Source organism: Amorphus sp. MBR-141 (assembly GCF_053628695.1).
Map to the genome: position 1 here is coordinate 15,129 of NZ_JBRJGW010000035.1, position 12,965 is coordinate 28,093.

Below are 12,965 nucleotides of genomic sequence, written 5' to 3' on the forward strand. Positions count from 1 at the left end.
GTCTCTCCCTTTCGTGCTTTCTGGTTTTCTAGTTGTCGTCCTTTCGTGCTTCCGCCCGCCGTTCCGCGAGCGCCTTGCGGGCCCGGAACGGCTCCTCGGCGAACCAGCGGATCTTGCGCGCCCGGATCGGTGGGCAGGCCTGTACGAACAGAAGCTGTTGCGTGGTCGGCAGGGCCATGACCTCGTCCGGCGTCATCAGCTTGCGCGCCTGTAGCCCCTCGCTTGTCGAGAAGTGGTTGGGCAACAGCGACAGCGGCCCGGCCGTCGCCCGGCTGATGCTGGGGGCAATCACGGTGCGCGTGCCGAGCATGTTGGAGAGCTCCGCGGCGGTCGCGTAGTCGGTGACGTTGAAGGCCTGGCGTACCGCGCAATTGGCGATCATGGAGCGCCAGCGCGGGTAGATCAGCATCAGCTGGTCGAGATCCTGGAAGAACAGCCAGAGGCTGGCGCCATAGCCGGCCAGCCAGCCGATGCCGGCCTCGATCGGCTCCATCCGTCCAAGGGCCGCGGTCTCGTCGAGGAAGAAGACGACGGGCTCGCGCCGGGCAGTGCGAGCCCGGGTCGTGGCCACGAGCGCCAACCCCACGAACAGACGGACGAACGGACGGTAGGTCTCCAGCAGCTCCGGCGGCAGGATCAGGTAGAGGCTGGTCGGTCTCCGCTTCAGGTCCTCCATTATGAAGTCGGAGGCTTCGGTCGCCCGGGCGAGCAGCGGGCTCTTCCAGATCTTCATATGGGTCTGGGCCGTAGAGATCACGGCGGAGCGCTCGCGGATCTCCTTCTGGGAAAAGCCCCGTGCCATGGCGGCGATCCCGACATGATCAAACGCGAGGATCTCCTCAAGAAGGTCCTCGAACCCGTCCTGATCGCGCATGAGAAGCGTCCAGACGTGGCTGAGCGTCCGCTCCACCCCGGTGCGGGCGTGAGCCACGTAGAGGAGCAGGCAGGTGATCAGCGCCTTGGCTTCGCTGTCCCAGAAGGTCTCCGGACCACTGGAGACGACCAGCATGTCGGTGATGAGGGTAGCGTCGTCGATCTCTTCCGCCTCTCCAACCCGGATGAAGTCGACCGGATTGAACCGGGACGCCTCCACCTGTCGATCGAACGGCGCGATGGCATGCACCCGACCGAGGCTCTCCCGGTAGGCACTACTTGCCGCATGGTTCTCGCCCTTGGGATCGATGACAAACACCGATCCCGGATGATCGAGCAGGTTGGGAATGATCGAGCCCGCGCCCTTGCCGGAGCGGGTCGGGGCGAAGGTCAACAAATGCCCCGGTCGGTCGAAGCGCAGGAACGTCCGACCGATCCGGCCGAGGATGAGACCGCGGCGGCCGCGGAGGGCGTGAACATCGAGATCGCGCCTTGTGGCAAGGCGGGCCGAGCCATGGAGGGTGGCCCATCGTCGGTTCCGGCGGATTCGCAGCAACAGCCCGACAGCAACGACAAGACCGATCAGAACCACCACCGGCACCAGGCCCCAGGCAAACACCAGGGACAGGCCGGCAAGAGCCAACAGGGTGCGGCCGAGAAGCCGCACGGGGGCTCGCACAAGCAAAGCCCAGAGGAAGGCCAGAGCGCGCATCGGCGACGCCTCCTTCGTTTATTGCAACCACCTGCTTATGGGTGGCGGCACGAATGGAGGCGGCTTTTGCTTGCGGAAACAGGAGAACTGCGAGAGGCTTAAAGGTGTTGCCAGCCGAATACAGGCGTCGCGTTCCCGGCGTTTATTGCAACCCAAGCGGCTGGCAACACCTGTTTATGGGCAACCAAGCCCCGCCAAAACCTGACATCTCCCGAAAGAGAGCATGCGCCTTACCCCGTTTGAGGGAGGCGTGTTTGCGCGGATTTGCGGCAGGCCACCAGGCAGAACAGCCTGGGTGCCTTCGTGCTCGCGGGCTCGGGCGAAAGAACGGGCCCGAGGCTGGCTGGGGGCATTCCCCGCAACCGTGATCGGCAAACTGGCCTGCTGCGGCTTGAGGGCCCGCTTCGCACCGATCTTTCGTCCCGCGTTCCATGGCCGCCTCTCTGCGAAGGCGGGATCATACTCAGAGTGTCCCATAATCGTTCTCCCCTTGGCTACCATTGGCTAAAAGAAGAACGTTAGGGTGGGCATGCCCGGAGGGATTGGCCGGAAGGAGGCTGTCCGCTTCCGGTTCAATTATTTGCGGGGCGACCATCCGACCGAGAGACGCAGAAAGTGCCGAGCCTTCAGAGCGCGACGGTGAACCACCCGGTGACGGAGTTGTCGACGGCACCGGAGCCGAAACGGCCGGATTGGTCGACGCCGAAGGTGGTGCCGGCTATGCCGATGTTGGGCGCGGCGCCGAGACCGATTTGCAGCCCCGCTCCTCCGTGCCCGCAGCAACCGAGCCTTAAATCCAAGAGTCTCGGGATGTCCGCAAATTGCAACGGTCTTCGGCCGAAAAAGCCGCCGCGTCCCCGTACTCAGCCCGTGGAGTCCGCCAGCGCCACGGCGGCCCCGAGCAGCACGTTGGCTCCGGCTTCCGCCCATTGCGGCGTGATCTCCTCGGCCTCGTTGTGGGACAGGCCGCCGACGCAGGGGCAGAACACCATGGCAGCCGGTGCGGTCGCCGCGATGATGCTCGCGTCGTGCCCGGCGCCGCTGACCATGTCCCGCCACGCGTAGCCATGCTGTTCGGCGGCGTCCCTGACGGCCGCGACGGCGCGGGGATCGAATTCCGGCGGATCGTAGGACCCCGAGATCGTCGAGGAGAACGCCAGGTCGAGCGCGGCACAGAGCTCGGCCGCCTCGCGCTCGAACCGGTCCTGCATCGCGGTGAGAACGTCGAGCCTGTGCGAGCGGAAGTCGGCGGTGAAGACGATGCGGCCGGGGATCACGTTCGGGCTGTTGGGCTCGACGACGACATGGGCGATGGTGCCGACCGCATCGGGCGCATGCGCCATTGCGATGTCGTTGGCGAGGTCGATCAGGCGCGCCAGCCCGCGCGCGGCGTTGCGGCGCATGGTCATCGGTGTCGATCCGGTATGTGCGTCGCGACCCGTGATGACACCCTCGATCCAGCGGGTGCCCTGGCCGTGGGTGACGACGCCGATGTCGAGGCCCTCGGCCTCGAGGAGCGGCCCCTGCTCGATGTGAAGCTCCAGATAGGCGTGCATCGGGCGCGCCCCGACACGCTCGTCGCCGAGCCAGCCGATGCGGGCCAGTTCGTCGCGGAAACGCAGGCCCTTCGCGTCGCACTGGTCGAGGATATGGTCCACGTCGAAGCGACCGACATAGCCGCTCGAACCGCCGATCGGCGGCGTGTAGCGCGTGCCTTCCTCGTTGGTCCAGTTCACCAGTACGATCGGCCGCCGCGTGGCGACGCCGGACTCCGTCAGCACGCGCATTGCCTCGAGCGCGGCCAGCACGCCCAGGACGCCGTCGTACTTGCCGCCGGTCGGCTGGGTATCGAGATGGCTCCCGACGAAGACCGGATCGAGGTCCGGCTCCGTACCCTCGCGGCGCGCGAACATGTTGCCGAGCCGGTCCGTCCTGACCGTCAGGCCGATGTCTTGGCACCAGTCCGCCAGCAGTCGCCTGGCCTCGCCGTCCTCGGTGGTCAGCGCCTGCCGGTTGTTGCCCCCGGCGACGCCGGGTCCGATCTGCGCCATGTCCATGAGGCTGGCCCAGAGACGGTTGCCGTTGACCTTCAGGTTGGTCCTCGATGTGGATGCCGTTTCCGTCATGCTCTGGATTCACTCCGGCCAGTCGGTTCGACTCGAGCGTGTCTCAGCGTGCAGCCTTGCAGGCGCTCCATGTCCGGAGTGAACCCGTGCCCGGGCCGGTCGGGCGCGACCATCACGCCAGCTCCGGAGAGGGATATATCCGGTCCGCCCATGTCGACTTCGTAAAACCGGTCGCTGGGGAAGATGTCCGCCGGATAGCCGATGTTGTCGAGGGTCGCCAGCGCAATCGACGGTCCCTGGCCGACAGCCGATTCCAGCATGCTGCCGACCCAGCACGGGATGCCGTTGTCGCGGCAGTAGTCGTGCACCGCGATGGCGTTGGTGAGCCCGCCGAGCCGGCCGGTCTTGAGGTTGACGAAGCCGCAGGCGTTCAGCCCGATCGCTTTGCGGGCGCGATCCACCGACACGATGCTCTCGTCCAGGCAGATCGGTGTGTCGAGCTGTCCCGCCAGGTCCGCGTGGTCGATCAGGTCGTCATGGGCCAGCGGCTGCTCGATCATCTCCAGGCCGAAGTCGTCGATCGCGCGGATCACCTCGGCGTCGGCGAGCGTGAAGCCGGAATTGCAGTCGACATGGATCACGGCGTCGGGCGCCGCCTGGCGGACCGGGCCGAGCATCTCCGCCATCCAGCCGGGGCGCACCTTGAGCTTGATCCGCGGAAAGCCCGCGTCGTGGGCGCGCCGGACCGCGTCGATCTGGGCGTCGATCGTCTCCTGGACCGACAGGTCTTCGCCGACCCGGATCTCCGGCGAGGTTCCGCCGATCAGCCGCCACAGCGGCATGTCCTTCGCTTGGGCCGCGGCGTCCCACCAGGCCAGGTCCAGGGCCGCCTTGGCGAACCGGTTGTCCTTGAAGGGGGCAAGCCTGGCCTGCAGGGCCGCGCCGCTCTCGATCTCTGCGCCGAGCAGGGCAGGGCCGAGCCAGTCGCGGATCACCAGAAACGCGCCGCCGGTAAATTCGCCCGAATAGTTCGGGGCCGCGTACGGCGCGGATTCGCCCCAGCCCTCGACCCCGTCGGCCTTCACCCTGACGACGATGCTGTCGATGTGATCGATGACCCCGAAAGCCGCGCGCCAGGTGGCCTTCATCGGCATCGCGACCTGATAGACGTCGATTTGCTCGATCTTCATATGTCGTCTTCCTCCAGCTTGCGCAGTTCGACCTCGAGCTCGCCGCCGGCGTCGTTCGCGGTCTCGATGGCAGCGAAACGCTGTCGTGCGGCATCGCCTGCGCCCGCCGCCACTTCCGTACACACGTGGTTCAGCAGGCTGATCACCCCGACATACGAGTCGAACAGCGACACGCCCCGCGTTCGGCACCTCAGCACCCAGGTCGCAAGCCGCGCCGTGCGATCGGCCCGGTGGTCGGTGACGTAGAGGATCGGCACGCCGCTCGCGGCGAGAAACTGCATCGCCGTTGCCGTGATTTCCGCCCGCCGGCGAAGGCCGACCACAAGCGCGACGTCGCCGGTGCCGATCCCTGCAATCTCCTCCATCAGCACCTGACCCGGCTGCGGCAGGAGGTGGACGCCGGCGCGCGTCTGGGCCAGCTGCCGTCGGGCATAGGAGGCGAAGAAGTAGCTGTTGCGGTAGCCGATGCACCAGACGTTCGCCGCCTTGCCGATGCCCTCGATCGCGTCCGCAAGCGCGGTGCGGTCGATCTCGTCGAAGGTGGCGCGCAGGTTGTCGATGTCCCGCGACAGTTGCCGGCCCAGGCTGTCGTCGGAGGCCGGCTGCGAAGGCAGCGAGTTGTTCAGATAGATCGGCTGGCCGGATGCCTGCGCCGCCCGGACGGCCTCCCTGGCCTCGCGATAGTCCTGGTAGCCGAGACGCTTGAAAAGCCGGCTGGCGGCGGCGTTCGACACACCCGCCCGGGCGGAGAGCTCGCCGGCGGAATACAGCACGATGTCACCCGGGAACTCGAGCAAGAGATCCGCAAGCGGCCGTTCGCTGCCCGGTAACTCGTTATAATGATTGCGTATTCTCTCGATTATCACTTGGGCAAATCTCCACCGTCGACGCCCCCGGCTGCCTAACCGGCGAGCGCCCTGCCGCAAATGGAAGCACAATTTCAGGAAATATCAAACTCTGAAAATTTATTTCCATATTTTTGTTGACCGACGCTGATCCGCGCGTACGGTTTGAGAGATGACGTCTGGTCCGAACCCGGCCGCAGGACCCGGAGGGGCTGCCGGGGCAACGACCTCTCGACGAGCGAAAATTCAGGAAGGAGACCGAGATGATGACTGTCAGGTGGCTCGCCGCGAGTGGAGCCGTGATTGCCCTCATGGCGATGTCTGGTGCGCCGCTCAGGGCGGAGGAGCCGAAGACGGGCGGGACGCTCATCGTCGGGCTCGATTCGGAGGCCGACTTCCTCGACAACCAGGCTGCGGGGGGCTGGGTGACGTGGCGCGTCAACAAGAACATGTTCGACGCGCTCTTCACCGAGGACCTGACCGTGTCCGACAAGTCGGTCCCGGAGATCATTCCCGAACTGGTGGACAGCTACGAGGTGTCGGATGACGGTCTCGTCTGGATCATGAAGCTGCGCGAAGGGGTCAAGTTCCACGACGGTACCGATCTCGATGCCGAGGCGGTGAAGTGGAACATCGACCGGATGTGGAACGAGGACTCCAAGCAGTACTCGGCCAAGGCCAACGGCTGCACCGCCTTCTCGTGGCAGACGCTCGAGAGCGTCGAGGTCACCGATAAATACACGGTGAAGCTCACCATGGACGAACCGTATGGAGAGTTCCTCGGCAAACAGGTCGACGGCGGTTGCGGCAACGTCAGCCTGATGAGCCCCGCCAACTGGGAGAAGTGGGGCAACGACAATGTCGGCGAACATCCCGTCGGCACCGGCCCGTTCGAGTTCGTCGAGCGCGTCCGCGGCGAGAAGATCGTCATGGAGCGCTTCGACGACTACTGGGGCGCGGACAGCGGCGACGAGCGCTTCCACGCGCCCTATATCGACCGGCTGATCTTCGTTCCCTACACGGATGCGGCAAGCCGCGTTGCCGCGCTGGAATCCGGCGAGATCGACGTCGCCATGAGCCTGCCGCCGGACTCCGTGCGCCGGCTCGAGGACGAGGGCTTCACCGTCGCGCAGGGCCCGTCGCCGCACGTGATCTACTTCAATCTGAACATGAAGGAGCCGTGCCTCAAGGACCAGAAGTACCGGCAGGCGATCGAGTACGCAATCGACCGCGAGGGCATCGCCAAGCAGCTTTTGCGTGGAACGGCGCTTCCCGCCTACGGGTTCGTTGTCCCGGGCAACCCCTCCTTCGACCCCGACTACAAGCCCTACACGTACGATCCGGAGAAGGCGAAGGAGCTTCTCGCCGAATCCTCGTGCCCGGACGGCGGACCGGCGATGACCTGGCTCATCCCGACGGGCGGATCGGGCAACATCAACCCCGTGCCGATCGCCGAGTGGGTCCAGCGCAACCTGCAGGAAGCCGGCTTCAAGGTCGATCTCGAGACCTACGAATGGCAGACCTACCTGTCGTTCTGGTGGCACGGCATGAAGGAGGGGCAGTCGGCCTACTGGATGTCGTGGGGCATGACGACGCCGATCTGGGTCGAGGTGCCGACGCATTCGAAGTGGTTCGCGCCGAACGGCTCGAATGTCGGCTGGTACAAGAACCCGGAGGTCGACGCGGTTCTCGACAAGGCGCTGACCGAGACCGACGACGAGGCCCGCTACGAGCTCTACAAGGAGGCGCATGACATGGTGATGGAGGATGCGGCGATCGTCCCGATCGTCCACGACTCCACGCCCTATGTCATGCAGCCCTACGTCAAGGGTTACGTGCACGCCCCGCAGAACTGGCAGGATTTCCGGACTGTCTGGATCGACAAGTAGCCTGCCTGCAGCGTGAGTGCGGCGGGGCTCATGGTCCCGCCGCTCGTCCTGCACCCGGGAGGACGTCATGGGACCCTACGTACTGAAACGCCTGCTCGCCGTAATCCCGATCCTCTTCGGGGTGTCCATCGTCATCTTCCTGTTCCTGCAGATGGTGCCGGGCGACGTTGCGGCGACGCTTCTCGGGCCTCGCGCGACCGAGGCGAAGATCGTCGCGATCCGCGCCGAGCTTGGCCTCGACCGGCCGCTCTACGTCCAGTACTTCACCTGGCTCGCCGCGGTCCTGCAGGGCGACTTCGGCCGTTCGATCATCCTGCAGGTCCCCGTCCTGGAGATCGTGCTCCCGAAGTTCGGCAACACGCTGATCCTCGCCGGCGCCAGCCTGTTCATCGCGATCGCCGTCGGCGTTCCGCTGGGTGTCATCTCGGCCGTCCGCCAGTACTCGTTCATCGACCGGGCCGGGACCGCCGCCGCCGTCCTGGGCGCCGCGGCGCCGACCTTCTGGCTGGCGCTGGTGATGATGTACGTCTTCTCGCTCAAGCTGAAATGGTTCCCGACCTCGGGCATGTACGACCTGCGCGGCGACGGCGGCCTGATCGACCTTCTTCACCATCTCGTCCTGCCGGCGATTGTCACGGCGGCGATCCCGCTTGCGGTAATCACCCGGCTTGCGCGGTCGTCTATGCTCGACGTCGTGCGCGCCGACTACGTCACGGCGCTCAGGGCCAAGGGCCTCGAGGAGCGCCGCGTCGTCTGGATCCACGCGTTCCGCAACGCGTTGCCGCCGATCATCTCCGTCACGGGCCTCCAGGCGGGGTTCCTTCTCGGCGGCACCCTGTTCACCGAGGTGATCTTCACATGGCCGGGAATCGGGCTGCAGCTCTACGATGCGATCCTCGGGCGCGACGTGCCGCTCGTCCAGGGCGCCATGTTCCTGATCGCGGCCTTCTTCGTCCTGCTCAACCTGTTCGCGGACATCGTCGTCGCATGGCTGAACCCGCGCTTCCGGGTCGCCTGAGGAGGAGAGGATGGACACGACACCCACCCACATGCCCGCCGATGTGCCCGCTGACGTGAAAGCCCGCGCGGAAGCGGTCCGGGCCGAATGGCGCGAGCGCGAGGCGAAGGTCGCGCGGCCGGAATCCTCGCTCCGTCTCTTCTGGCTGGCGCTGAAGCGCGACAAGGTGGCGATGGTCAGCGCGATCTTCCTCGCCGTCGTCGTCGTGGTGACGGTCTTCGCGCCGGTCATCGCGCCCTACAGCCCTTATGAGGCCGACCCGTCGCTGCGGCTGCAGCCGCCGGGCACGCCGGGTCATCTGCTGGGCCTCGACGGACAGGGCCGCGACATCCTCAGCCGTCTGATCTACGGCGGACGGGTCTCGCTGCCGGTCGCCCTCATTCCCGTCTCGATCGCGACGCTGATCAGCGTCGCGCTCGGCCTGGTCGCGGGCTTCTACCGAAGGGGCCTCGGCGAGGTCATCATGCGGGTGCTGGACGTCTTCTACGCCTTCCCGACGGTGATGCTCGCCATCGCCATCGCCGGCATCCTGGGACCCGGCATGGCCAACGTCATGCTGTCGATCGTCATCGTGCTGATCCCCTACATCACGCGGGTCGTCTACACGACGACGATGGTCGTCTCGCAGGAGGACTTCGTCCAGGCGGCACGCGCCTGCGGGGCCTCCAACGCGCGCATCCTGTTCCGCGAAGTGCTGCCCAACATCCTGTCGCCGGTGATCGTCTACGGCACCACGACGATGGGGCTTCAGGTGGTCTTCGCGGCGGGGCTGAGTTTCCTCGGCCTCGGCGTGCAGCCGCCGATCGCCGACTGGGGCATCATGACCGCGGACGGACGCACCGTCCTGTCGCTCGCGCCGCATGTCAGCGCCATTCCGGGCCTGATGCTGCTGTTCGTCGCGCTCGCCTTCAACCTGGTTGGCGACGGTCTGCGCGACGCGCTCGACCCGCGCCTGAGGATGTGAACCGATGGAGTCACCCGCACCGCTTCTCGACGTACGCGGTCTGACGACGCATTTCCACACGAGCCGCGGTCTCGTCCGCGCCGTGCAGGACGTCAGCTTCTCGGTGGGCCCGGGAGAGGTCCTCGCCATCGTCGGGGAATCCGGATCCGGCAAGTCGGTGACGTCGATGTCCATCATGGGCCTCGTCCCCGACCCGCCGGGCCGCATCGTCGCCGGCGAGATCCTGCTCGAGGGACGCGACCTCGCGACCATGCGCAAGCGCGAGCTCCAGGCGCTGCGCGGCGACCTCATCGCCATGATCTTCCAGGATCCGATGACCTCGCTCGATCCTGCCTTCCGGGTCGGCGACCAGATGACCGAGGCGATCCTGCGCCACCGCCGCGTCTCCCGCGACGAGGCGCGGAGCATTGCGCTTGCCATGCTCGAGCGCGTCCACATCCCCGATCCCGAGCTGAGGCTGAGGGCCTATCCCTTCGAGCTGTCCGGCGGCCTGCGCCAGCGCGTCATGATCGCGATGGCGCTGTCGCTGCAGCCGCGCGTCCTCATCGCCGACGAGCCGACGACCGCGCTGGATGTGACCGTCCAGGCGCAGATCCTCCGGCTCCTGAAGGAACTGCAGGCGGAGTTCGGCATGGGGATCATCCTCATCACCCACGATTTCGGCGTCGTCGAGCGCATGGCCGACCGGGTCGTGGTGATGTACGCGGGGCGCGTTGTCGAAACCGCGGATATCGCCGCCATCCGCGCCGGCGCCACCCATCCCTATACGCAGGCCCTGCTCACCAGCCGGCCGAAGGCCGGGGCGCACGGCGCGCTGACGGCCATCCCCGGCATGCCGCCGGATCTCGCCAATCCGCTTCCGGGCTGCCCTTTCGCCAATCGCTGCGAGGAGATGATCGACCCCTGCTGGCTCGACGAACCCGCGCTCGAACCAGTCGCGCCGAACCACCTCGTGCGCTGCCTTCGACGGGAGATGATCCATGACTGACCGGCCGCTGCTGGAAATCGACGACCTGAGCAAGTCCTACCTCGTTTCGAAGGGCTTCCTGATGCAGCGCCGGATCGCGACGCTGCGCGCCGTGGACGGTGTCTCCTTCGCGATAGGTGCCGGCGAAACGGTTGGCCTGGTCGGCGAATCCGGCTGCGGCAAGAGCACGATCGGCAAGCTCGTCATGGGCCTCGTCGAGCCGACCGGCGGCGCGATCCGCTTCGACGGGCAGGACGTTTTCGATGGCGGCAGCGCCGACATGTCTGCGTATCGCCGGTCGGTGCAGATGGTCTTTCAGGACCCGTATTCCTCGCTCAATCCGCGAAAGACGGTCGCGGAGATCGTCGCCCAGCCGCTGGACATCATCGGCGGGCGCAATCGCGGCGACACGAGGAGCCGCGTCCTGGAACTGCTCTCGATGGTCGGCCTCGACCCCAATCACGCCAACCGCTATCCGCATCAGTTCTCCGGCGGCCAGCGTCAGCGCATCGGGATCGCCCGCGCGCTTGCGGTCGAGCCCCGGCTCATCGTTCTCGACGAGCCGGTTTCGGCGCTCGATCTCTCGGTGCAGGCGCAGATCATCAACCTGCTGGACCGCTTGCAGGCGGAATTCGGTCTCAGCTACCTGTTCATCAGCCACGACCTGTCCGTGGTGGACCATGTCAGCCATCGGGTCGCCGTCATGTATCTCGGGCGCATCGTCGAATTCGCGGACGCCGACGATCTCTTCCGCGCGCCGCACCATCCCTACACCGAGGCGCTCCTGTCCGCGGCGCTCTCCGGCGAGCGCGGTCGCGAGGAGATCGTGCTCAAAGGCGAGATCCCCAGCCCGATGAATGTGCCCAAGGGCTGCCGCTTTCACACCCGCTGCCCCTACGCTCAAGACAACTGCCGGACCGAGGAGCCTACGTTCCGGACGCTGGCGCCGGGGCACGGGACCGCCTGTCATTATCCGCTGCAGGCCGCCGGATGACCGTCGGCCTGGTCTGCGCGGGTCCCAATGCCGGACTGGCCGCGTTCCGGGCGCTGGCCGCGATCGAACGGGTGGCGACGGGTTCGATCGGGGGGTTCGTGGCCTTCGCCGCGATCGACGCGACGGGCCGCGTGCACGAGGCCGCCACACAACGCGGCGGAAGCGCCACGCTCTTCATCGCCGGCGAGACGACCGGCGCGCCGCCGCCGGATCCCGTCGCCGCGGCGCCGCTGGCCGGCCTGATCTCCAGCGGGCCGGAGCGGCCGGAGCCGCTGTCGCGGTTCATGGCCGTCGACGCGGCCGCCGGCATCGTCGCCGGCCACCGTCTTCCGAATGCGCCGGGCGCCGACGGGCGACCGCACAACATCGCCGTGCTCGACGCCCTTCGCGGCGGGGCCGGACCCGAAGCTGCGGTGCGCGCCGTGCTCAAGGCGAACCCGGAGGCGGATGTCGGCCTGATCGTCGCCGACCGCGCCGGCCGGCTCTCAGCGGCCAACACGCGGCGTGTCGCGGCGCGCCCCGACCTTGGCTACGCGCGTCTCGACCGCCCGGATGCCGGTGCGTCGGTGGTGGTGATGCACAATGCGATCGGCCCCGGCCCGTCGATCGCGGCACTTGCCGCCGAGGTCGCGATGGCGGTGATGGTGCCGTCCCGGCCCGACGCCGCCTTTTCGGTTGCAGCCGGAACGCCGGTTGTCCTGGGGGACCAGGCGCGCGTGGAGATCGATGCGGTCGGCCGCGCCGTGCAGATCTTCACCACGGACCCGGTCCTGACAGCCGGCCGCGCCAATGGCGCGGCGATCTACCTGGGCGCGGAGGTTTGCAGGGACGGGCACCTCCTGGGCCGCGTCGCGGACGAGCCCAACTGCATCATCGAGCACGGCCGGCTGATATCCATGAGCGGCCAGACGCTCCTCGATGTCAGCTACCGGACGATTGCGCCGAACCGCACCGCTTGAAAGCGGCGGGTGGAGTTCGAAAGGTCGACGCGCGTCGATGAGAACTTCCGGATATTGGCGATCTCCGAAAATTCAATATGCACGCCTGTGCCCCCCGCCCGGTCTGCGTCAGCACTAGATCATAGCGAAACGCCGCAAACTACCCGGCCTCATGAGCGTCCACTTAATGGATTCCGAACAGGAGGGCGCATTCCCGCCGTTGATCGAGACGAGCCCGAATGTCCGTTTCTGGGTAAGGCCAAATCGGGCCTGAACGATCGACTTGAGCGCGATTCTGACGTCCCCCTCGGGGGAGCTGTGCAATATGCGATGAGAGCAGATCGGCTCCCCAACAATGCATCAGGCGGACGTTTCTGAGTAATATCGAATTTTATTCAATCTATATTTCTCTCGTGCTATCGTTACTGCACGATAAGCAATAAAGCACGAAAACAAGAAGGGGATCAGTTAATGACCCGAAGACTTGGCCTTGTGTCGCAGAAGGGAGG

General features: G+C 66.4%; 10 protein-coding genes. 6 read left to right on the top strand and 4 right to left on the bottom strand.

What is annotated here, in order from left to right:
* Positions 1 to 28: 28 nt before the first annotated feature.
* From ACSSVZ_RS25895 to ACSSVZ_RS25910, 4 genes are all read right to left on the bottom strand, one after another.
* Positions 29 to 1,585, bottom strand: coding sequence for a type IV secretory system conjugative DNA transfer family protein (locus ACSSVZ_RS25895; RefSeq protein ID WP_453973752.1), 1,557 nt, complete (start codon positions 1,583 to 1,585; stop codon positions 29 to 31).
* 863 nt (positions 1,586 to 2,448) lie between these two features.
* A complete protein-coding gene (locus ACSSVZ_RS25900) occupies positions 2,449 to 3,711 on the bottom strand; it encodes a Zn-dependent hydrolase (RefSeq protein WP_453973753.1) in 1,263 nt (420 codons plus the stop codon).
* Positions 3,708 to 4,841 carry an o-succinylbenzoate synthase gene (gene menC / locus ACSSVZ_RS25905; protein ID WP_453973754.1) on the bottom strand — a complete coding sequence of 378 codons (1,134 nt, stop codon included), beginning with the start codon at positions 4,839 to 4,841 and terminating at the stop codon, positions 3,708 to 3,710. The genes ACSSVZ_RS25900 and menC overlap by 4 nt, the downstream gene beginning before the upstream one ends.
* Positions 4,838 to 5,707, bottom strand: a complete 870-nt coding sequence (locus ACSSVZ_RS25910; RefSeq protein ID WP_453973755.1) for a MurR/RpiR family transcriptional regulator — start codon at positions 5,705 to 5,707, stop codon at positions 4,838 to 4,840. The genes menC and ACSSVZ_RS25910 overlap by 4 nt, the downstream gene beginning before the upstream one ends.
* A gap of 242 nt (positions 5,708 to 5,949) precedes the next feature.
* Between ACSSVZ_RS25910 and ACSSVZ_RS25915 the strand changes: the two genes are divergently transcribed.
* The 6 genes from ACSSVZ_RS25915 (at position 5,950) to ACSSVZ_RS25940 (ending at position 12,477) form a co-directional block, all read left to right on the top strand.
* The gene (locus tag ACSSVZ_RS25915) at positions 5,950 to 7,575 is read left to right on the top strand and encodes an ABC transporter substrate-binding protein (RefSeq protein WP_453973756.1); all 1,626 of its coding nucleotides are present in this window, start codon (positions 5,950 to 5,952) and stop codon (positions 7,573 to 7,575) included.
* Between the two features lie 67 nt (positions 7,576 to 7,642).
* Complete coding sequence (locus ACSSVZ_RS25920; protein ID WP_453973757.1) at positions 7,643 to 8,593, top strand: ABC transporter permease; 951 nt, start codon at positions 7,643 to 7,645, stop codon at positions 8,591 to 8,593.
* Between the two features lie 10 nt (positions 8,594 to 8,603).
* Positions 8,604 to 9,557 (top strand): ABC transporter permease, encoded by a 954-nt coding sequence (locus tag ACSSVZ_RS25925; protein ID WP_453973758.1) that lies wholly within the window; start codon positions 8,604 to 8,606, stop codon positions 9,555 to 9,557.
* 4 nt (positions 9,558 to 9,561) lie between these two features.
* Complete coding sequence (locus tag ACSSVZ_RS25930; RefSeq protein WP_453973759.1) at positions 9,562 to 10,545, top strand: ABC transporter ATP-binding protein; 984 nt, start codon at positions 9,562 to 9,564, stop codon at positions 10,543 to 10,545.
* Entirely contained in the window at positions 10,538 to 11,518 is a 981-nt protein-coding gene (locus ACSSVZ_RS25935) for an ABC transporter ATP-binding protein (RefSeq protein WP_453973760.1), read from the top strand. Before ACSSVZ_RS25930 ends, ACSSVZ_RS25935 begins: the two co-directional genes overlap by 8 nt.
* Entirely contained in the window at positions 11,515 to 12,477 is a 963-nt protein-coding gene (locus ACSSVZ_RS25940; RefSeq protein WP_453973761.1) for a DUF6963 family protein, read from the top strand. Before ACSSVZ_RS25935 ends, ACSSVZ_RS25940 begins: the two co-directional genes overlap by 4 nt.
* Positions 12,478 to 12,965: the final 488 nt, after the last annotated feature.

Coding starts and splice junctions, on each gene's coding strand:
- ACSSVZ_RS25915 (WP_453973756.1), top strand. CDS start 5,950: ATGATGACTGTCAGGTGGCTCGCCGCGAGTGGAGCCGTGATTGCCCTC.
- ACSSVZ_RS25895 (WP_453973752.1), bottom strand. CDS start 1,585: ATGCGCGCTCTGGCCTTCCTCTGGGCTTTGCTTGTGCGAGCCCCCGTG.
- ACSSVZ_RS25900 (WP_453973753.1), bottom strand. CDS start 3,711: ATGACGGAAACGGCATCCACATCGAGGACCAACCTGAAGGTCAACGGC.
- ACSSVZ_RS25930 (WP_453973759.1), top strand. CDS start 9,562: ATGGAGTCACCCGCACCGCTTCTCGACGTACGCGGTCTGACGACGCAT.
- ACSSVZ_RS25935 (WP_453973760.1), top strand. CDS start 10,538: ATGACTGACCGGCCGCTGCTGGAAATCGACGACCTGAGCAAGTCCTAC.
- ACSSVZ_RS25925 (WP_453973758.1), top strand. CDS start 8,604: ATGGACACGACACCCACCCACATGCCCGCCGATGTGCCCGCTGACGTG.
- ACSSVZ_RS25920 (WP_453973757.1), top strand. CDS start 7,643: ATGGGACCCTACGTACTGAAACGCCTGCTCGCCGTAATCCCGATCCTC.
- menC (WP_453973754.1), bottom strand. CDS start 4,841: ATGAAGATCGAGCAAATCGACGTCTATCAGGTCGCGATGCCGATGAAG.
- ACSSVZ_RS25940 (WP_453973761.1), top strand. CDS start 11,515: ATGACCGTCGGCCTGGTCTGCGCGGGTCCCAATGCCGGACTGGCCGCG.